Consider the following 21329-nt stretch of genomic DNA (forward strand, 5'->3'; position numbering starts at 1 on the left):
AGACGGTCCACCCGTACTCCGTGATCGACGTGCGTGTGCCCCGTGGGGTGTGCTGCGCCCGGTCGCCGGCCCGCAGACCGATCCACCTTCCGAGGAGCACATTCACCGTGGCTGACTACCGTCTCGAGGCCGAGACCCGCACCGAGTTCGGCAAGGGCAGCGCCCGCCGCACCCGGCGCGCCGGCCGCGTCCCCGCCGTCCTCTACGGGCACGGCCAGGACGTCGTCCACCTCTCGCTGCCGGCGCGCGAGTTCGCCGCGGCGCTGCGCAACGGTGGCGCCAACGCCCTGCTGACCATCGTCCTGGACGGCAAGGAGCAGCTGGCGCTGACCAAGGCTGTCCAGCGCGACCCGCTGACCCGCGTGCACGAGCACGTCGACCTGCTGGTCGTCCGCCGCGGCGAGAAGACCACCGTCGACGTGCCGATCGTCGTCGTCGGTCAGCCGGCGCCGGACGCCATCCCGAACCACCAGCTGAACACCGTCTCCATCGAGGCGGACGCGACGCGCCTGCCGGACAGCATCGAGGTCGACGTCACCGGCCGCGACGCCGGGCAGAACATCACCGCCGGCGACCTGGTCCTGCCGGCCGGTTCGACCCTGATCACCGACCCCGAGGCACTGGTCATCGGCTTCCTGGGTGCGCCCACGGCCGAGGCGCTCGAGGCCGAGCTCGCCGACGCCGAGGCCGAGGCCGGCATCGAGCGCGAGGAGTCCGCGGAGGCGGCCGAGGGCGCCGGCGAGGGCGACGTCGTCCCCGAGCCCCTGGCGCAGGGCAGCGGCGAGTCGATGGACGCCGCCGAGAACAGCAAGAACGACTGAGGCATCCGCTGATCGAGAGCACGGCCCGCAGGGGCGCCGGCACCGCCGGCGCCCCTGCGGCGTCCCCGCCGCCCGAGGGGCCCTACCTGGTCGTCGGGCTGGGCAACCCCGGGCCGGCGTACGCCGGCAACCGGCACAACGTCGGCGCGATGGTCCTCGAGGAGCTCGCCCGTCGAGCCGGGATCCGGCTCGCCCCGGGCAAGGGTGCCCGTTCCCGCGCGGTCTCCGGCGAGGGCCGGCTGGCGGGCAGGCGAGTCGTGCTCGCGCAGCCCACGACCTACATGAACGAGTCCGGTGGCCCGGTGCGCGGCCTGCTCGACTACCACAAGCTCCCGGCCGAGCAGCTGGTCGTCGTCCACGACGAGCTGGACATCGACTTCGGGGTGGTGCGGCTCAAGCGCGGGGGTGGGGAGGGCGGCCACAACGGGCTGCGCTCGATCACCCGGTCCACCGGCACCAAGGACTACCTGCGGGTGCGGGTCGGCATCGGCCGGCCTCCCGGTCGGCAGGACCCCGCCGACTTCGTGCTGAAGGACTTCTCGGCGACCGAGCGCAAGGAGCTGGATCTGCTGCTCGTGGAGGCCGCAGACGCCACCGAGCTCCTCCTCACCAGCGGCCTGGAGGCCGCGCAGAACCAGGTCCACCCCCGCGGCTGACGACCGTCGCCGGGCGTTCCGCGGCCCTATCGGGTGACAGGGTGACGCTTCGTGTTGACGCCCGCCCTGACGCGCTGTGAGGGTTGCTCTCGATCAGCACCGCTCCGTGCCGGGTTGCTTCCCTGCTCAGGCCGCCGCGCGCCGGCCGACGGCAGTAGCCAACTACGGTGCGTGACGTTCGGGGGGACGCATGCTTCTGGACCGCCAGCAGGCGAGCTCGGGTGAGGTGATCCTGCCGGGGGCCCCCGGCGGATCCGCCGCCGCTCGCGGGCGTACGCGGCTGCCCGCCCGTCGCTCCGCGCCGGCCTGGGTGCGGTCCTACACGGTGACGCTCGTCGGGGTGGAGAGCGTGCTGGCCGCCGTCGCGAGCGGCACCGTGCTGCTGGCCCGTGCCGCACCCGCCGGGCCGGGCACGGCGCTCTTCTGGGCCGCGCTCGGTCTCGTGCTGGCCTGGCCGGTGCTCCTGGCGGCCACCGGTGCCTACTCCGAACGGTCGTACGGCACCGGCAGCGACGAGTACCGCCGTGTCGGCCGCGCCGGCCTGCTGCTCCTGGGCGGGACCAGCTTCCTCTCCTACGCCGCCGCGCTGGAGCTCAGTCGCGCGCTCGTCGTCGTGGCCATCCCTGCCCTCACCGCCGCCACGCTGCTCGGCCGGTACGCCGCCCGCACCCGGCTGCGCGCCCTCCGGGCGCAGGGCCGGTGCACGAAGAAGGTCGTCGTCGTGGGGCGTGGCGGTGCGGTGCTGGAGCTGGTCGGGCGGCTGCAGCGGGAACGCTTCGGCGGGCTGGAGGTCGTCGCCGCCGCCGTCACCCCGGCCGACCGGGTGCGGGTCGCCGAGCGCGCCGGCGTCCCCGTGGGGGGCCTGGACGACGTCCTGCTCCTCGCCGACACCTACGGGGCGGACACCATCGCGGTCACCTCCGCCAGCGAGACGGCGGCGCAGTACCTGCGGCAGCTGTCCTGGCAGCTGGAGGGCACCGGGCTCGAGCTCCTCGTGGCCCCGGGCCTGATCGAGGTCGCCGGGCCGCGGCTGCACATCCGCCCCTTCGAGGGGCTGCCGCTGCTGGCGGTGGAGGAGCCGTGCTTCGAGGGGTGGCGACGCGTCGTCAAGGGCGGCATGGACCGCGCCGTGGCGGCTCTGGCGCTGCTCGCCCTCTCGCCGGTGCTGCTGCTCATCGCCGCGGCCGTGCGGCTCACCAGCCCCGGCCCGGTGCTCTACCGCCAGGAGCGGGTCGGCCTGGGTGGGCGGACCTTCACGATGCTGAAGTTCCGCAGCATGGTGGTCGACGCCGACCAGCAGCTCGACGCCCTGCGCGCGGAGAACATCTCCGACGGCCCGCTGTTCAAGATCCGGGCAGATCCGCGGGTCACGCCGGTCGGGCGGCTGCTGCGCCGGCTCTCCCTCGACGAGCTGCCCCAGCTGCTCAACGTGCTCGGCGGAGCCATGTCGCTGGTGGGGCCGCGCCCACCGCTGCCCGCCGAGGTGGCGCGCTACGACTCCTCGGTGAGCCGCCGGCTGCTGGTCAAGCCCGGGCTCACCGGGCTCTGGCAGATCTCCGGCCGCAGCGACCTCTCGTGGGAGGAGTCCGTGCGCCTGGACCTCCGGTACGTGGAGAACTGGTCGCTGGCGCTGGACGTCGTGATCCTCTGGAAGACCGGGCGGGCCGTGCTGTCGCGCTCCGGCGCCTACTGACCTCCCCCTCGCGAGCGTCACCCGCACGGGTCATCCGGCCCCCGGAACCGTCCGCCCCGGCCCGCGAGGCGACGAAGCTCCTGGTCAGAGGACGTGGAACGGCACCCAGGTGGCCGGTTCCGCTGCACCAGGAGACGGACGGAGGGGCCATGCGGATCGCCATGGTCGGCACGCGCGGCGTACCCGCGCGGTACGGCGGGTTCGAGACCGCGGTCGAGGAGGTCGGTCGCCGGCTCGCCGAGCGGGGGCACCAGGTGGTCGTGTACTGCCGCACCGCCCCGGGTCAGGAGGCTCGGCCCGAACGCCACCTCGGCATGGAGCTGGTGCACCTCCCCGCCGCCCGCAAGCGGTCGCTGGAGACGCTGAGCCACTCGGCGCTCTCCGTGGCCCACCTGCTGGCGCACCGCACGGACGCGGCCTTCGTGTTCAACGCGGCCAACGCCCCCCTCCTCCCGGCCCTGCGCGCCGCCCGGATCCCGGTCGCCACGCACGTCGACGGGCTGGAGTGGAAGCGCGCCAAGTGGGGCCCGATCGGGCAGCGCTACTACCGCGCGGCCGAGGCGCTGGCGGTCCGCTGGTCCGATGCCCTCATCGCCGACGCCCAGGGCATCGCCGACTACTACCGGTCGGAGTTCGGGGTGCCCACGACACTGCTGACCTACGGCGCCCCGATCATCGAACCGGGCACCGGCAAGCTCGCCGAGCTGGGGCTCACCCCGGGTGGGTACCACCTCGTGGTCGCCCGATTCGAGCCGGAGAACCACGTCGACGTCATCGTCGACGGGTACCGGCGCAGCCGGGCGCGCAAGCCGCTGGTCGTGGTCGGCTCCGCCCCCTACTCGGACGCGTACACCGCACGGGTGCACGGGCTCGCCGATGGGCGGGTGCGCTTCCTCGGCGGCGTGTGGGACCAGGAGCAGCTCGACCAGCTCTACGCCCACGCCTACACCTACCTGCACGGTCACTCGGTCGGTGGCACCAACCCCTCGCTGCTGCGCGCGATCGGCGCCGGTACCGCCGTCCTGGCCTACGACGTGGACTTCAACCGTGAGGTGATCGAGGACTCCGGCCGGTTCTTCGGCAGCCCCGCGGACGTGGCCTCGCTCGTGGACGCCGCCGAGGCCGACCCGGGCGCGGTCCGCCGCGCCGGCGTGCGGGCACGCGAACTGGCCCGGGGATACGACTGGGACTCGGTCGCCGCCGGCTACGAGCAGCTCGCCCGCCGGCTGGCCGGGCGCCAGGTGCCGAGCCGACGCCCGTCGGGCCGGCGCCTCCCCGAGCCCGGCTCGCTCCCTGCGCCGGTCCCCTTCCCGCGGGCGGCGGCGAGGGACGAGTCGGTGGCGGGCGGGCCGGCCGATCTGGCGTCCGACGTCATCCCGTTCCCCGGGGCTCAGCAGTGACGGCGACCCGCGCCGCGCAGCCGGCCCCGACGGGAGCCGAGGACTTCCGGACCACGGTGCGCCGCCTGTCCGCGGCGCAGAAGGGTGCCCAGGGGGCGCCTGCCTACTCGCGGTTCGTCAACCGCAAGCTGGGCCGGGTCCTCGCTGCGGCGGCCTTCCACGCGCGGCTGACCCCCAACGTGGTCACGGGCGTCAGCGCCGTGTTCACCACCTCGGCCATCGTGCTGCTCGCGCTCGGGAGCCCGTCGTGGACGACCGGGGTGGCCGTCTCCGTGCTCCTCGCGGTCGGGTACGCGTTCGACGCCGCGGACGGGCAGCTGGCCCGGCTGCGCGGTGGCGGGTCGCCCGCCGGCGAGTGGCTCGACCACATGGTGGACGCGGCCAAGACCTCGTCACTGCACCTGGCCGTGCTGATCCACCTCTACCGCTCCGAGGCGGTGCCCCGGGGGGTGTGGCTGCTGGTGCCCCTCGGGTTCTGCGTCGTCGCCGCGGTGCTCTTCTTCGGCACCATGCTGAACGAGGCGCTGCGCGAGCGGCACGGGGCGCGGACGCGGGCCGAGCGCACCGACGAGCGCCCCAGCGTGCTCCGCTCGCTCCTGGTCGTGCCCACGGACTACGGCCTGCTCTGCTGGGTGTTCGTCCTGCTGGGCGCACCCGCGGTCTTCTTCTCCGCCTACACCTTCCTCTTCGCCGCGACGGCCGGGTACCTGGTGCTCGCCTGCGGCAAGTGGTTCCGCGAGATCGGACGGTTGCCCCGATGACGACGCCCACCGGCACCACCGGCGCACCTCCGCCGGCGCGCCGCCGCCTTCTGATCGTCGCCGTGGCGGTGCTCCTCGTGGCCGGCCTCGTGGGCCTCGCCGTCACGCTCGGCGGGAACGACGGGCCGGCGACGGGAACGACGGGAGCCGCCGCCGATCCGACCTCGGTGGCCACGGGTACCGCGGTCCCCCCGCCGCCCCCGACGCCCGAGCCGACCGGGCCGACGGAGGACGTGGACGAGCTGCCGGCGCCGCTGCCGGAGGTCGCGCTGGAGGCGACGGCGGACGCGGGGACCGGGGTCACCGCCTCGCTGCCGTCGATCCGCGGGATCGAGGGCACCGCCACCGGGCCGGGCAACATCGCCGGGCCGGCCGTGCAGGTGACCGTGCGGGTCACCAACGGCACGGGCGAACCGCTGTCGGTCAGCGGCGTCGCGGTGAACATGTACTACAGCGACGACCGCACCCCGGCCTCCCCGCTGGAGGACCCGTCGCAGCGCCCGCTCTCCGGGATGCTCGCCGCGGGGGAGAGCGCGGAGGGCGTCTACGTCTTCAGCGTGCCCGCCGATTCCCGGGACCTCGTCACCGTGGAGGTGGGCTACGAGGCGGGTGCGCCGCTGCTGCTCTTCACCGGTCCCGTCCGCTGATCCGAGGCCCCGTGGACCGGGGCCACCTGCTCGACCCGCGATCCCCGACCGGGGCCGGCCGCTGCGGCGGCCGGCCCCGGTCGTCGTCGTGGGAGGCCCCGAGGCGGGGCCCGCCGCCGTCGCCCGGCGACCGGACCCAATCACTGAGCGTCACATTTTGCCCTGTACGAGTGGTGCGAGCCGCCGGGTGTCACCGGATCAGGCGGTTGCGCCAGGCGGCTCGCCCGGTCGATCGTCACTCTGAGTATTCAGAACCGGTCCGTCTGCGGGCCGGTCGGGGCGAGACGGGGGAGCGGGATGGAGTCACGCGCGGGGAGGCCGGCGACGCGGTTGCTGGCCGGGGTGACCAGTGCCCTGCTGTGCCTGGGCACGATCGTGCTCGCCGGCCCGGCCGCGCGGGCGGACTCCGCTCCCCTCGGCCCGCCGGCCAACGACCCGGTGACCGTCTCGGCAGACCCGCTGCCGACCGTCCAGGTGAACGGGGTGGTGTGGTCGCAGGTCGTCGTCGGCACCACCGTCTACGCGGCCGGCTCGTTCACCCGTGCCCGCCCGGCCGGGGCCCCCCTGGGTGTCGGTGAGGTCGTGCGCAACAACCTGCTGGCCTTCGACATCCGGACCGGAGAGCTGGTCCCCTCCTTCGCGCCCGACCTCAACGCCCAGGCGCTCGCCGTGACCGCGTCCCCCGACGGGAAGCGCGTCTACGTCGGTGGCGACTTCACGGTGGCGAACGGCCAGCCCCGCAACCGCGTGGCCGCCTACGACACCGCGACCGGGGCGCTGGTCGCCGGGTGGGCCCCGAGCGTCAACAGCCAGGTGCGAGCCCTGGGCGCGACGGGGTCCGCGGTCTACCTGGGCGGCAGTCTGACCGCGGTGGGCGGCGTCAGCCGCACCCGCCTGGCCGCCGTGTCGGCCGCCAACGGCTCGCTGCTCCCGTGGGCCCCGGTGCCGGGCACCGGTCCGACGGACGGCAACCGGCTCCCGCGCTTCGACGCGGACGGCAAGGCCATCCCCGGCACGCTGGACACCGCCGCCAACAGCCGCACCTCCAACGAGGTCATGGCCATCGTCGTCACCGGTGGTGGGAACCAGGTCGTCGTCGGCGGCCGGTTCTACTCGATGAACGGTGCGCGGGCGACGGGCGTCGCGGCGCTGGACCCCGTGTCCGGGGCCAACCGCAGCTTCGCCCTCAACCAGCTGCTCACCAACCAGGGCGTCCACTCCGCCGTCTGGAGCCTCTCCACCGACGGCGCGGTCGTGTACGGGACGGCGTACGACTACTACGGGCCGGGCAACCTCGAGGGCTCCTTCGCCGCCGAGGCCGCGGGCGGCGCGGTCCGGTGGATCGCCGACTGCCGTGGCGACACCTACTCCAGCTTTCCGATGAACGGGGCGCTCTACACCGCCTCGCACGCGCACCGCTGCAGCAACATCGGCGGCTTCCCCGAGCAGCAGCCGCAGGTCTGGAAGCACGCCACCGCGGTGAGCCTCGCCGCGTCGGGGCGGGTCGGCAGCGACACGATGGCCAACGCCAACCTCTACGGCCGGCCGGCGCCGTCGCTGCTCACCTGGTTCCCCGCGTTCGCCCAGGGCACGGTCACCCGGCAGTACCAGGCCGGCTGGAGCGTCACGGGCAACGGCCAGTACCTGGTCTACGGCGGGGAGTTCCCCCGGGTGAACGGCAAGGCCCAGCAGGGCCTCGTCCGCTTCGCCATGCCCTCGATCGCCCCGAACGCGGAAGGGCCGCAGGTCAGCGGCGGCGTCGGCGTGACGCCGGTCGCCGCCGGCACGCTCCGGGTCGGCTGGCAGGGGGCCACCGACCTGGACAACCAGTACCTCACCTACCGCGTGTACCGGGACGGGGCAGCGACGCCGACCGCGACGTTCACCCGTTCCTCTCAGTGGTGGCAGGCCGCGCCGCTGGCGTGGACGGACCGCGGGGCCTCGCCGGGCGCGCACACCTACCGGGTCACGGTCACCGATCCGCACGGCAACGAGGCGGTGATCGGCACGGCCTCGGGCACGTCGTCGGGGTCGGCGACCGCGCGGCCCTACGCCGACGCCGTGCACGCGGACGGGGCAACGAGCTACTGGCCCATGGGCGAGCGCTCGGGCGCCACCGCTTTCGACCAGGGTGGGATCGACGACCTCGGGGCCAGCGGTGGGGTGACCCGGGGCGTCTCCGGCGCGCTGCGCGGCGACACGGACGCCGCCGCGCGGTTCGACGGCACGAACGGGGGGTTCGCCTCGCAGTCGCCGCGGCGCGGCCCGCACACCTTCTCGGTGGAGGCGTGGTTCCAGACCCGGAGCACCACCGGGGGGAAGATCCTCGGGTTCGGTGACGTGCGGACGGGGCTGAGCAACCACTACGACCGGCACCTCTGGCTGGACACCGCCGGGAAGCTGCACTTCGCCGTCTGGCCGGGGCGGCCGTTCGAGCTCGTGACGCCGCGGTCCTACAACGACGGCGCCTACCACCACGTGGTGGCCACGCTCGGCCCGAACGGGCTGAGCCTGTACGTCGACGGCCAGCTGGCGGCCAGTCGTACCGACGGGATCTCGGCGCAGGAGATCACCGGCTACTGGCGGATCGGCGGGGACCGCACCTGGTCGGGCGCCCCGTACTTCCCCGGCTCCATCGACGAGGTGGCGGTGTACCCGACGGTCCTGACCGCGGAGCAGGTCGCCCGGCACCACGCGATCGGCACCACCGGCACCGCGGTCAACGTCGCGCCCACCGCCGTCTTCACGACCGCCGTCGCCGACCTGACCGCCACGGTGGACGCCTCGGCGAGCACCGACGGGGACGGCCGGGTGGCGGCCTACGCCTGGGACTTCGGTGACGGATCGACGGGGACCGGGGTGACCGCGTCCCGCCGGTACGCCGCCCCGGGTACCTACACCGTCACGCTGCGGGTGACCGACGACAAGGGGGCGGTCGGGAGCACGACGCGTCAGGTGACGGTCACGGCGCCCCCGGCGAACCAGCCGCCGGCAGCGGCGTTCACAGCGACCACGGCCGGGCTGACCGCGTGGCTGGACGCTTCGAGCTCCGTCGACCACGACGGCACGGTCACGTCGTACGCCTGGGACTTCGGTGACGGGTCAACCGGCAGCGGTGCGACGGCGTCCCACGACTACGCCACGGCCGGCACCTACCAGGTGCGGTTGACGGTGACCGATGACGACGGCGCGACGCACGGCGTGACCCGTCCGGTGACGGTGGCGGCCTCCGACGGGCCGACGGAGCTGGCCCGGGACACCTTCGGGCGCACCGCGACCAACGGACTGGGCACCGCCGACGCCGGCGGTCCCTGGACGGCGACGGTCGGTGCCGGACGCCAGTCGGTGAGCCCCGGCGTGGCCCAGCTGGCGCTGCCCGGCGCGGGCAACAACACCGGGGCCCACCTGGGCGGCGTGCGGCAGACCTCGGCCGACGTCCGTACGACGTTCGGCCTCTCGGCGACGCCCGCCGGCGCGGGGACGTACGTCTACGCGGTGGGCCGCCGGATCGCCTCGGGCGGGGAGTACCGGGTGCGTCTGCGCGTCATGCCCGACGGCGCGGTGGCGTTGGCGCTGTCCCGGGTCTCCGGCGGGGCCGAGGCATTCCCCGGCGGGGAGGTCGTCGTCCCGGGCGTCACCTGGGCGCCCGGGGTCACGCTCGAGCTGCGTGCCCAGGTGTGGGGCACCGGCACCACGGAGATCCGCGGGACGGTCTGGCGGCAGGGCACCGCGGAGCCGGCCCCGCAGCTGGTGCGCACCGACGCCACCGCGGAGCTGCAGGCCCCCGGCAGCGTCGGGCTGACGGTGCACCGGCCGTCGAGCAACGCGACCCCGACCGCGGTCCGGGTCACCGCTTTCGCGGCGGCCACCGTCGCGACCGGCCCTACCGAGCCCTCCGCCAACGACGTCCCGACGGCCGCGTTCACCTCGTCGGCCGACGGGCTGGTGCTCTCGGTGGACGGCTCGACGTCGACGGACCCCGACGGCACGATCCGCGCGCACGCGTGGTCGTTCGGTGACGGGGAGGAGGCGTCGGGACCGGCGGTGTCGCACACCTACGCCGCCGCCGGCACGTACCTGGTGCGCCTGACGGTCACCGACGACGACGGTGCGACCGCGGTCGCCGAGCGGTCGGTCACCGTGACCGCGCCGCAGTCGAACGGGGCGCCGACCGCGGCCTTCACCTCCTCCGCCGACGGCCTGGTGCTCTCGCTGGACGGACGGGGATCGACCGATCCCGACGGCACCGTGCGGAGCTGGTCCTGGACGTTCGGCGACGGTGCGACCGGGACGGGGGCGACGACGTCGCACACCTACACCGCCGCCGGCACCTACCGCGTCGCGCTCACCGTCACCGACGACGATGGCGCGACCGCCACCCACGAGGCGACGGTGACGGTCAGCGCCCCGGACGAGCCCTCGGCGATCGCCCGCGACGACTTCGAGCGCATCGTGTCGGGTGGCTGGGGAGCCGCCGAGGTGGGCGGCGAGTGGACCCCGTCGGTGGGCGGTGCCCGGCTGTCGGTCGCGGGCGGCGCCGGTGAGCTGGCCCTGCCCGGCGCGGGCAACAACACCGGTGCCTACCTGGCGGGGGTGTCGTCGTCGGCCACCGACGTGACGGCGTCGTTCACCCTGTCCTCGACCCCGACGGGCGCGGGCACCTACCTGTACGTGAGCGGCCGCCGGGTCGGCGCCGGTCAGGAGTACCGGGTCCGGGTGCGGGTGATGGCCGACGGTCGGGTCGCGCTGGCGCTGTCCCGGCTCTCGGGTGGGGAGTCCTTCCCCGGCGGCGAGGTGGTCGTGCCCGGCCTCACCTGGCAGGCGGGGGTGCCGCTGACCGTGCGGGTGCGGACGACGGGGACGGGGACGACCGAGATCACCGCGAGCGTGTGGGCCGAGGGGGCGCCGGAGCCGGAGCAGCCGCAGCTGGTGCGCACCGACTCCACCGAGGCGCTGCAGGCGCCGGGTTCGGTCGGGCTGACCGCGCACCGGCCGGGCAGCACGACCGCCGCGACCGCCGTGCGGATCACGGCGTTCGGAACGGTCGTCGCGCCCTGAGACGTCGGTCGGGACCGCCTGGTGGCGGTCCCGGCCGACCGTTCCCGGGTCACTACTCGCTCAGCGCAGTCGGACGCATACGAACGGTCACAGCGGGTTCCCTCGCCGGGGTGAGCGGCACCCTGCGTCACCGGTTCGTGTGATCGACCCCCATGTCGCGGCGTGCCATCGTGACTCTCGGTATGGACCACTGCGCGCTGCGGTGGGATCCGAACACTGGGGGACAAGACATGCGTGCATCGTCGGCGGCTGCGCCGAAGCGGATCCTGGCCGGCCTGGTCAGCCTCGCGCTGACCGCAGGGGTGTTCGCCCTGCTGCCGGTCGCCACGGCGACCGCCGACTCGGCGCCGCTCGGGCCGGCGAACCCGGCGACCCCGACCACGGTCAGCGCCGATGCGCTGCCGACCGTGCAGATCAACGGGGTCGCCTGGGCACAGGCAGTCGTGGGCGACACCGTCTACGTCGGTGGCTCCTTCACGACCGCCCGGCCCGCCGGCGCGCCGGAGGGGACGCAGGAGGTCACGCGGGACAACCTGCTCGCGTACGACATCCGCACCGGCGAGCTGATCGCCTCGTTCGCGCACACCCTCAACGGCCAGGTCCTCGCCGTGGCCGCCTCCCCGGACGGCAGCCGCCTCTACGTCGGCGGTGACTTCACCGAGGTCGACGGCCAGGTCCGCCGACGGGTGGCCGCCTTCGACACCCGGTCGGGCGAGCTGGTCCCGACCTGGCGGCCGAGCATCAACAGCCAGGTACGGGCCATCGCCGCCACGAACGACACCGTCTACCTCGGGGGCAGCATCACCGCCGTGGGTGGCGTGAGCCGGTCGCGGCTGGCCGCGGTCACCGCTGCCGACGGCGCGCTCCTCCCGTGGGCGCCCCTCCCCGGCGTGGGGTCGACGGCGGGCAACCGCAACGGCAACCGCTCCACCAGCGACCAGGTCATGGCGCTGGTGATCACCGGCAACGGCACCCAGGTCGTGGCGGGCGGCCGGTTCGACTCGATGAACGGCGTCAAGGCGACCGGCGTGACCGCGCTCGACCCGGTGACGGGCGAGACCCGGCCGTTCGCGATCAACCAGAAGCTGACCAACCAGGGCATCAACTCCGCCGTCTACAGCCTGTCCACCGACGGCACCACGGTGTACGGCACCGCCTACGACTACCACGGGCCGGGCAACCTCGAGGGCTCGTTCGCCGCCACCGCCGACGGCGGGGCGATCATCACCATCAACGACTGCCGGGGTGACAGCTACTCCAGCTACCCGATGAACGGCGCGCTCTACGTCGCCAGCCACGCGCACGACTGCCAGAACATCGGCGGCTTCCCGGAGCAGGACCCGCGCGTGCACCGGTTCGGCGTCGCGTTCTCCCTCGCGCCGACCGGGGTGACCGGCTCGCACACCCTCGCGAACAGCAACCTCCGCAACCAGCCCGCGGGCTCGCTGCTCCCGTGGTTCCCGACGATGACCCCGGGCACGTACACCGGCCAGTACCAGGCCGGCTGGAGCGTGGCCGGCAACGGTCAGTACGTCGTCTACGGCGGGGAGTTCCCGCGGGTCAACGGCGTCGACCAGCAGGGCCTGGTGCGCTACGCGCTCCCCGGCTCGGCGCCCAACCAGGTCGGCCCGAGCGCGGACGGCTTCACCGCCACCGCCGCCTCGCCGGTGCCCGGCCAGGCGACCATCTCCTGGCAGGCGACGAGCGACCAGGACAACGCCGCGCTCACCTACTCGGTGCACCGCGAGGGCGAGCAGGCCCCGGTCGCCGAGCTCGTCCAGAGCTCCACGTGGTGGAACCGTCCGGCGATGTCGGCCTCCGACGTCGGGGTGAGCGGCTCGCTGCGCTACCGCGTGACGGCCACCGATCCGTTCGGCAACTCGGTCTCGACCGACTGGGTCGCGGTCGAGGTGGCCCCCGCCACGGGCGGCCAGAGCCGGCCCTACGCGGAGACCGTCCTCGCCGACGGGGCCACGTCGCACTGGCGCCTCGGGGAGTCCTCCGGGACCACCGCCGCCGACGCGATCGGCTCGTCGCCGATGACCGTGGGGAGCGGGGTGACCAAGGGCCAGGTCGGCGCGCTCGCCGACGGCGACACCGCCTACGCCTTCGACGGGACGGCGAACGCGACGCTGGCCACCCGGACCGCCGCGGCCGTGCCGAACACCTTCACCCAGGAGGCCTGGTTCCAGACCACCTCGACCAGGGGTGGCCGCATCATCGGCTTCGCCAACGCGAGGACGGGGAACAGCTCGACCTACGACCGGCAGGTCTACCTCGACAACCGCGGCCGGGTGAACTTCGGGGTGAGCGTCCCGCTGTTCTGGACCTTCACCACGCAGCGGACGGTGACCAGCACCGCCTCGTTCAACGACGGCGCGTGGCACCACGTCGCCGCCACCATGGGCCGCGGCGGCATGGCCCTCTACGTGGATGGCGTCCTCGTGGGCTCGCGCACCGACACGACCTCCGGGCTGGCCTACAACGGCTACCTCCGCGTCGGCAGCGACCGCGCGATGGGTGGTGCGAGCACCTTCACCGGCCGCGTCGACGAGGTGGCGCTCTACCCGACCGCGCTGTCGGCGGCCCAGGTCTCCGCGCACGCCGTCGCGGGCGGGGTCGGCACGCCGGCCAACGTGCCGCCGGGCGCGCGGTTCGACGCGGTGAGCGACGAGCTCGCCGTGGCCGTCGACGCCGCTCGCTCGCACGACAGCGACGGGAGCATCGTCTCCTGGGCGTGGACCTTCGGTGACGGGGCGACGGCCACCGGCGCCACCGCGACGCACGGCTACGCGGCGGCCGGGACCTACCCGGTCACCCTCACGGTGACCGACGACCGCGGTGCGACGTCGACCAGCAGCCGCCTGGTGACCGTCGCCCTGCCGGTGCCGAACGAGGCGCCGACGGCCTCCTTCACAGCGGTGGCCTCCGGGCTGACCGTCGGGCTCGACGCCTCGGCCTCGGCCGACGCCGACGGGTCGCTCACCTCGTACGCGTGGGACTTCGGCGACGGGTCGACCGGCGCGGGCCGGACGGTGTCGCACGCCTACGGCGCTGCCGGCACCTACCTGGTCACCCTCACGGTGACCGACGACCGGGGTGCCACCGCCACGGCGCGGCGCGAGGTCGAGGTGACCGCCCCGGCGGTGCCCGTGCCGCTGGCCCGGGACACCTTCGAGCGTTCGGTGTCCGGTGGTCTGGGTGCTGCCGAGGTCGGTGGCGACTGGACTGCGTCGGCGGGTGCGTCCCGGCTGTCGGTGTCCGGTGGTGCGGCCGACCTGGCGCTGCCGGGTGCGGGGAACAACACCGGGGCCTACCTGGGGGCGGTGTCGCAGACCGGCGCCGATGTCACGACGTCGTTCTCGCTGTCCTCGGCGCCGACGGGCGCGGGCACGTACCTGTACGTCACCGGCCGGCGGGTGGGCAGCGGTGAGGAGTACCGGGTCCGGGTGCGGGTGACCGCCGAGGGCCGGGTCGGTCTGGCCCTGTCGCGGCTGACCGGCGGGGCGGAGTCGTTCCCCGGTGGTGAGGTGATGGTGCCGGGGCTGACCTGGACGCCGGGGTCGGCGCTGAACGTGCGGGTGCGGGTGTCGGGTACCGGTACGACCGAGGTGACCGCCGCGGTGTGGGCCGAGACGGAGCAGGAGCCGGTGGAGCCGCAGTTGGTGCGCACCGACTCCACCGAGGCGCTGCAGGATGCCGGTTCGGTCGGGCTGACCGCGCACCGGCCGGGCAGCAGCACCGCCGCCACCACCGTCCGCATCCCCGAGTTCACGGCGATGTCGATCGGTGCGGTCGTCCCGCAGCCTCCGGTCGAGGAGCCCCCGGCGGAGGAGCCGCCGACCGAGGAGCCGCCGACCGAGGAGCCGCCGACCGAGGAGCCTCCGGTCGAGGAGCCCCCGGTGGACGAGCCTCCGGTCGAGGAGCCGCCGACCGAGGAGCCGCCGGTGGAGGAGCCCCCGGCCGCCGATCCTGCGGTGCTCGCCGAGGACTCGTTCGAGCGGTCGGTGTCCGGTGGTCTCGGTGCTGCCGAGGTCGGTGGTGAGTGGTCCGCGTCGGCGGGTGCGTCCCGGTTGTCGGTGTCCGGTGGTGCCGCGGAGCTGGCGCTGCCGGGTGCGGGGAACAACACGGGTGCCTTCCTGGGGTCGGTGTCGCAGACGGGAGTGGACGTGGCCACGTCGTTCACGCTGTCGTCGGCGCCGACGGGCGCGGGCACGTACCTGTACGTCACCGGTCGTCGGGTGGGCAGCGGTGAGGAGTACCGGGTCCGGGTGCGGGTGACCGCCGAGGGCCGGGTCGGTCTGGCCCTGTCGCGGCTGACCGGTGGGTCGGAGTCCTTCCCGGGTGGGGAGCTGCTGGTGCCTGGGCTGACGTGGACGCCGGGCGCGACGGTGAACGTGCGGGTGCGGGTGTCGGGGTCGGGGACCACCGAGGTGACCGCGAGCGTGTGGGCAGAGGGGGCGCCGGAGCCGGAGCAGCCGCAGCTGGTGCGCACCGACTCCACCGAGGCGCTGCAGGCGCCGGGTTCGGTCGGGCTGACCGCGCACCGGCCGGGCAGCAGCACCGCCGCGACCGTCGTCCGCATCCCCGCGTTGCGCGTCACCGCCCTGGCCTGAGACGGGTCGCCGTGGCGGCTCACCCGCTGGGGCGAGACGCCTCACCCGATCGTCCCGTGGTGGCGGACCGGGCTGCGAGGATGACGCCGTGAACCGACCGGCCCGGCAGCTGCTGCAGCTGCTGGGCCGGCCGGCGTCCGGGGCCGTCGCGGGCCAGGTCACGCAGGCGGTCGCCGGCCTGGTGCTCTCCGTCGCCGCCGCTCGCACCCTCGGCGCGGCCGGGCTGGCCACCTTCTCCCTCCTCTACGGCTCGATCGTGCTCGTGACGGCGGTCAGCAGCGGGCTGGTCGGTGACTCGCTCACCGTCCTGGACCGCCACGAGCCGCGGCTGCGCGCCGGGCTGCAGGTGTGGGCCGTGGCGGTCGCCGGCCTCTCCGGGCTGGTCGGCTGGGGCCTGGTCGTCGTCACCGGATCGCTCCCCGCCGTGGGTGGGGCGTTCCTCGGCCTCGCCGTCGTCGCCTTCGTGCTGGAGGACGTGCTCCGGCGGGTGCTGATGGCCGCCGGCCGGTTCTGGTCGCTGCCCGTCGTCGACGGCACCAGCCTGGTCCTCGCCGTGCTCACCCTGGTGCTGTGCTCGGTGGCCGGGCCACTCACCCTGACGTCGTTCGCCGTGGCGCTCCTCGTCGGCCAGACGGCCGCCGGCCTGGTCGCCTGGTGGCTGCTGCCGGCGGCGGAACGACCACGCGGTCCGTGGCGCGGACCGGCGCTGGCCGCCGTCTGGGGCTTCGGGGTCTGGCGCGCGGCGGCCCAGTCGATCCGCCCGGCGCTCCTGACCGGGCTGCGGCTGCTCGTCGTCGGGCTGGCGGGGGCAGCGGTGTACGGGCCGCTGGAGGCGGCGCGGGTCTACACCGCGCCCACCCTCGTCGTGGTCAGCGGGCTGGGCTCCTACCTGCTCCCGCACTACGTCGCGATGCGCGGTCGGCCGGGGGCACAGCAACTGCGTGCCGCCGACCGGGCGGTGGTGCACCTGGCCGGTGCGGTCGCTGCTATCGGGATCCTGGCCGTCGTCCTCCAGCCGGTCGCCGAACCGCTCATCACGGGGGGCGAGTTCCCGGTGCCGGTAGCCGCGGTCGTCGGGTGGTCCGCCTACGCCCTCGCCTCGGCGGTCCTGCTGCCCTACTCCGGACTGGCCACGGTCCACCGGCAGCAGCGCCGGGTGCTCGCCCTGCGGCTCCTGGAGTTCGCCGGCCTCGCGGGGGCGGGCGGGCTCGTCCTCCTCTCGGGCGACGGCGCCGAGTGGGCGCCGCTGGCGCTCGCCGTCGGTCCGCTGCTGGTGGCGCTCGCGGTCCGCCGGCGGGTCCTCCGGCCGCTCGCCACGGTCACCGGGACCGCCGCCGACCGCAGCCCCGCCGGCGTCTGACGTCCCCTCTGCTCAGCGCTCGGCGAGCCGCTCGCCGACCACCTCGCGGATCCGGCCGACCACTTCCGACCACGTCGGCACCCGGACAGCGGGAGCCGTGCTCGGCGGGCCGGAGAGCTCGGCCCCGATCACCGCGGCGATGGAGCCGGTGTCGCGCGGGTCGAAGAAGGCCGCTCCGGGTGCGAGCTCGCGGAACGACGGGATGTCGCTGAGCGCCATGGGCGCCCCCGAGACGGCCGCCTCGACGACCGGGAGCCCGAACCCCTCGTCCAGCGAGGGGAACACGAACAACCGGCAGTTCTGGTACAGCCACACGAGGGCTGGGTCGTCGACCCCGCCGACGAAGCGCACGCGGTGGTCGTCGGGGGAGTGGCGGGCAGCAGCGCGCCCGTCGGGCTCGCCCACGACGACCAGCGGCCGCTCGGGTGTCACGAGCTCGTCGGCGAGGAGGGCCTCGACCAGCCGCCCGACGTTCTTCCGGGCGTTGAGCCGGCCGACGCACAGGAGGAAGCCACCAGGGGTCAGGCCGAGGCCCGGGTCCGCCGGCGGCCGGGTGCGGAAGGACTCCGGCAGGCTCAGCCCGACCGGCACCACCCGGCCGGCCAGACCCGGACGGAACCGGGTGATGCGGTCGGCCTCGGCGCGGGTGGAGGTGAGGACGAGGTCGGCGTACCGCGCCGACCACGGCATCCCCGCGAAGTAGGCCCGCTCCAGGCGCGTGAAGAACTCCGGGTGCTCCAGGAACATCAGGTCGTGGATGAACGTCGCCCGCAGCGCCCGCGTCCGCAGCGGCGTGTAGTTCTGCGCCAGGACGACGTCGGCCTCGGCCACCGAGCCCAGCTCGGTCAGGACGCTGACCCCGTGGGGGGAACGGCGGACCGTGCGGACGTCGATCGGGGCGTCGCCGACCAGCTCCAGGACGGCGTCGCGGTGCTGCTGCGGGACGGCGACGACGAGCTCGTCGCCCGGCCAGTCGCCGGCCCACGTGCGCACGAAGGAGTCCACCACCCGTCGGCCCGAGGGCTGGCCCTCGATCCACCAGTAGGCGTCGAACAGCACCTTCATCGGACCGCTTCCTCCTGACGGGGACCCAGGGGTGGGTCCCGCTCGAGCTCCGGGCGCAGGCGCCCCCGGGAACCGCCCTCGACGGCGAAGGACACCGCGACGAAGAACAGGAAGGCGGGTGTCGCGTCGAACAGGCCGCTCTCCACCACGCTCCTGCCCAGCAGGAAGACGAGCAGGCCGAGGAACAGCGCGCGGTGGGGGCGGGGAACCAGCACCGTGCCGCGGAGCACCCACGCCACCCATCCGGCCAGCAGCAGCAGGCCGAGGACCCCGTTCTGCACCAGCGCCGAGACCCAGCTGCTGTCCAGCGGCTGGCTGTCCCAGTACTGCCCGGCCACCGGGATCACCTTCACCGACAGCCCGCCGCCGAAGAGGGTCTGCCAGGCCGTGTCGCCCCACCGGGTGGCTGCGTCCCAGGCGATGAACCGCGACTCCAGGGTGCTCACCCCGTCGCCGTCCCGGACGGCGAAGCCGGTGAGCGCACCCGTCGAGAGCGTGACGGCCGCGCCGACGGCGGCGACCAGCAGCCCACCGACCACGAGCCCCACCGGTGCCCGGCGCAGGTGTGCGGCGACGACCAGGACGGCCGCCAGGAGTGCGAGCAGCCCGGTGCGCGAGCCGGTGGCCCAGACGACGCCGAGGGCACCCGCCGCGACCAGCGCGGCCCCTGGGCCGGCGTCGCCACGGACGACGCGCCACGCCACGTGCAGCACCACGACCCCGGCCAGGAGGGCCAGCTCGTTGGGGGACAGCGTCGGCAGGCCGCCGGCGAGTCGGCCGTCCCCGGCCGCGGGCAGCCCGGTCACCGCCGCGACGAGCGCCACCGCGCCGCAGGCCCGGGCCAGGGCGGCGAAGGCCTCGTCCGCCGTGAGGGTGCGCAGCAGGAGGTGGACGGTGAGCGCGAGGATCCCGACCCGGGCCGCCACCAGCCCCCCGGCCAGCACGGTGCCGTGCGTGAGCGCACCGAACACGGAGCTGGTGAGGGCGACGGCGACCACCCACAGCGTGCCGGTGCCCAGGGGTCGCCGGGGCCCGCGGCGTGCGGCCTGCGCGGCGAGCAGGAGGGCCAGCCCACTGCACAGCGCCTTGCCGACCACGACCGGGTCGAGGGAGCCGGAGAAGTACTGGCCACGGCGCCAGCTGACGCAGGCGAGGACCAGCAGCAGGGCGATCAGGAACCGGCCGGCGGAGGTGGCCGGGAGCCCCGCCCCCGTCCGGCGGATCGCAGACGACACGGGAGATCAGCGCCCGGGCGCGGACCCGGCAGGGGAGGCGACCCGGACCGTGTCGGCACCGACGGGGGCCGCCGGCGCTGCCGGCTCGTCCCCGGCCGTGGCCGGGCCTCGGGCGGGCACGAGGGCGACCGCCAGCGGAGCGATCCCGGCGGCGGTCAGGACGCCGCGCAGCTCGGCGAGCTCGGCGGTGTCGACCCGGCCGACGCCGACGGCGAGGACCACCAGCGCGCCGTCCCGCGCCGCGGCACGCCAGGCACGCCCCGGCGCCAGCGGGTCGGCGAGCTCGAGGCGCACCCGGACGCCACCCGCTGCGCCCTTCTGGGCGGCGGCGGTCGTCCCCACCGCCGTGGGCACGTCCCGGTCGCGCAGGACCGCAGCGATCTCCCCGGCCAGCGTCCGGGCCGACACCCGGTCGTCGAGCGACGGTGACAGGAACAGGGCACGTACCGGGCCGGCGTCGGCCGCGTCCTCCAGGCGACGGGCCAGCACCCGGGCGGGGCTGCCGGTGAGCTGGCTGCGCGCGGCGCGGCCCGACCGCTGCACCAGGACCTCCGGCGCCGGGTCCCCGCCCCAGGCGCGCCGGACGTCCTCCGGCGAGCGCACGGACGGGTCGGCCTGGGCGCGGAGGACGGCGCCGGCCAGACCGAGGAAGAGCCCCACCAGAGCGCCGAGCCCCAGCACGAACAGCGGCACGGGGGAGGCCGGTGAGGTGGGAACGGTGGCCGGGTCGCTGACGGTGAGGGTCACCGGGCGCTCACCGGTTCGCGATTCCTCGAGCTCGGGAACGAGCTCGGTGACCTGCTCGGCGACCGCGTTGGCGATCTCGGCGGCCTCCTCGGCGTCCCCACCCGTGACGACCACCCGGAGCTGGGAGGTGTCGGCGGGCACCTCGGCCGACACCCGGTCCCGCAGCGAGGTGAAGGACTCGGTCAGGTCGAGCTCCTCGATCACCGGGCGGAGGACCGGTGCGCTGGCCACGAGGCCGGGGTAGCTCTTCGCGCGCTGGTTGACGTACTGCGCGCTGTTCGAGATCGTCGGTGACGCCGACACGAAGACCTGCGCCGTCGCCGCGTACGTCCGCGGGACCAGCTGCAGCGCCACGGCGGCCACGACGAGGCAGACCGCGAGCACGCCGACCCAGGTGGTCCAGTAGCGGCGGATCGCCGCGAGGTACTCGCTGAATTCCATGTCCGTCCCTGCTCCTGGCGCCGTGGTCGCAGAACAGCTGGGAGGGGGTGCTCCGAGGCCGGCCGTCCCCGCTGTCCCGCAGCCTCTCGCCGGGAATGCTAGGGCCGCCGGATCGCCGCACCGGCGCTTCCGGTGGGGGCCTCACCCCTTCGGGCGGGGCGGCCGGACGACCGGGCGTGCTGGGCACGCACGTTCGGGTGAACGACCCCGCGATCGTCACCCACCGTGATCCTCGGTGCGTAGTGTCCGCCAGAGCGAGCCGCTGACCTGCGACGACTACAGGCGTGCATCACGCTCGGTGAACTCGCGGGCGCCAACGTGGCCCGCAGCCAGAACATCGCACGGGGGGCCTGCATGACCGTCATCGGATACGCGCCGGGTGCCTACGACCTGTTCCACGTCGGGCACCTGAACATCCTCCGGCACGCGGCCGACCACTGCGACCGGCTGATCGCCGGCGTCGTCTCCGACGAGATGCTGCTGCAGACCAAGGGGCGGGCCCCGGTCATCCCGCTGGCCGAGCGCATGGAGATCGTCGGCAGCCTGCGGTTCGTCGACGCCGTGCACGCCGAGGTGGTCCCCGACAAGATCGACACCTGGCGCGAGGTCGGGTTCGACGTCCTCTTCAAGGGCGACGACTGGCGGGGCACCACCAAGGGCCTGAAGCTCGAGCGCGACTTCGCCGAGGTCGGCGTCCGGGTGCACTACTTCCCGTACACGATGCACACCTCCAGCACGATCCTGCGCAAGGCGCTGGCGGCCATCGAGGCGGAGCAGCCGGTGGGCCGGGTGGCCCGCGCCCGCACCTCCTGAGCGGGGCGGCGCCTGT

General features: G+C 74.8%; 13 protein-coding genes. 10 read left to right on the forward strand and 3 right to left on the reverse strand.

The features are described 5' to 3' along the window. Nucleotides 1–107 precede the first annotated feature (107 nt). The 9 genes from ACI799_RS09080 to ACI799_RS09120 all read left to right on the forward strand — a co-directional run bounded on the left by ACI799_RS09080 (nucleotide 108) and on the right by ACI799_RS09120 (nucleotide 17012). Nucleotides 108–821, forward strand: coding sequence for a 50S ribosomal protein L25/general stress protein Ctc (locus ACI799_RS09080; protein ID WP_456590854.1), 714 nt, complete (start codon nucleotides 108–110; stop codon nucleotides 819–821). A 98-nt stretch (nucleotides 822–919) separates the two neighbouring features. Beyond that, on the forward strand, nucleotides 920–1477 hold the full coding sequence (gene pth, locus ACI799_RS09085) for an aminoacyl-tRNA hydrolase (RefSeq protein WP_456595955.1): 558 nt from the start codon (nucleotides 920–922) through the stop codon (nucleotides 1475–1477). Between the two features lie 190 nt (nucleotides 1478–1667). Then, nucleotides 1668–3170, forward strand: a complete 1503-nt coding sequence (locus ACI799_RS09090; protein WP_456612919.1) for a sugar transferase — start codon at nucleotides 1668–1670, stop codon at nucleotides 3168–3170. Nucleotides 3171–3319: 149 nt separating this feature from the next. Then, on the forward strand, nucleotides 3320–4570 hold the full coding sequence (locus tag ACI799_RS09095) for a DUF1972 domain-containing protein (protein ID WP_456612920.1): 1251 nt from the start codon (nucleotides 3320–3322) through the stop codon (nucleotides 4568–4570). Further along, a complete protein-coding gene (locus ACI799_RS09100) occupies nucleotides 4567–5331 on the forward strand; it encodes a CDP-alcohol phosphatidyltransferase family protein (RefSeq protein WP_456612921.1) in 765 nt (254 codons plus the stop codon). Before ACI799_RS09095 ends, ACI799_RS09100 begins: the two co-directional genes overlap by 4 nt. Further along, nucleotides 5328–5978 (forward strand): hypothetical protein, encoded by a 651-nt coding sequence (locus ACI799_RS09105; RefSeq protein WP_456612922.1) that lies wholly within the window; start codon nucleotides 5328–5330, stop codon nucleotides 5976–5978. Before ACI799_RS09100 ends, ACI799_RS09105 begins: the two co-directional genes overlap by 4 nt. Before the next feature lie 297 nt (nucleotides 5979–6275). Next, nucleotides 6276–11036 (forward strand): PKD domain-containing protein, encoded by a 4761-nt coding sequence (locus tag ACI799_RS09110; RefSeq protein ID WP_456612923.1) that lies wholly within the window; start codon nucleotides 6276–6278, stop codon nucleotides 11034–11036. Nucleotides 11037–11266: 230 nt separating this feature from the next. Beyond that, nucleotides 11267–15652 carry a PKD domain-containing protein gene (locus ACI799_RS09115; RefSeq protein WP_456612924.1) on the forward strand — a complete coding sequence of 1462 codons (4386 nt, stop codon included), beginning with the start codon at nucleotides 11267–11269 and terminating at the stop codon, nucleotides 15650–15652. An 88-nt stretch (nucleotides 15653–15740) separates the two neighbouring features. Further along, complete coding sequence (locus tag ACI799_RS09120) at nucleotides 15741–17012, forward strand: hypothetical protein (protein WP_456612925.1); 1272 nt, start codon at nucleotides 15741–15743, stop codon at nucleotides 17010–17012. Nucleotides 17013–17024: 12 nt separating this feature from the next. Here the strand turns inward: ACI799_RS09120 and ACI799_RS09125 are convergent, their stop codons facing one another. From ACI799_RS09125 to ACI799_RS09135, 3 genes are read right to left on the reverse strand one after another with little or no spacing between them, the layout of a single operon-like run. Next, entirely contained in the window at nucleotides 17025–18077 is a 1053-nt protein-coding gene (locus tag ACI799_RS09125) for a glycosyltransferase family 4 protein (RefSeq protein ID WP_456612926.1), read from the reverse strand. Then, complete coding sequence (locus ACI799_RS09130; RefSeq protein WP_456612927.1) at nucleotides 18074–19312, reverse strand: hypothetical protein; 1239 nt, start codon at nucleotides 19310–19312, stop codon at nucleotides 18074–18076. The genes ACI799_RS09125 and ACI799_RS09130 overlap by 4 nt, the downstream gene beginning before the upstream one ends. 6 nt (nucleotides 19313–19318) lie before the next feature. Continuing rightward, entirely contained in the window at nucleotides 19319–20500 is a 1182-nt protein-coding gene (locus ACI799_RS09135; RefSeq protein WP_456612928.1) for a YveK family protein, read from the reverse strand. A gap of 354 nt (nucleotides 20501–20854) precedes the next feature. Between ACI799_RS09135 and ACI799_RS09140 the strand changes: the two genes are divergently transcribed. Beyond that, on the forward strand, nucleotides 20855–21313 hold the full coding sequence (locus tag ACI799_RS09140; protein WP_456598072.1) for an adenylyltransferase/cytidyltransferase family protein: 459 nt from the start codon (nucleotides 20855–20857) through the stop codon (nucleotides 21311–21313). Nucleotides 21314–21329: the final 16 nt, after the last annotated feature.

It is taken from the genome of Blastococcus sp. SYSU DS0753 (assembly GCF_054051175.1).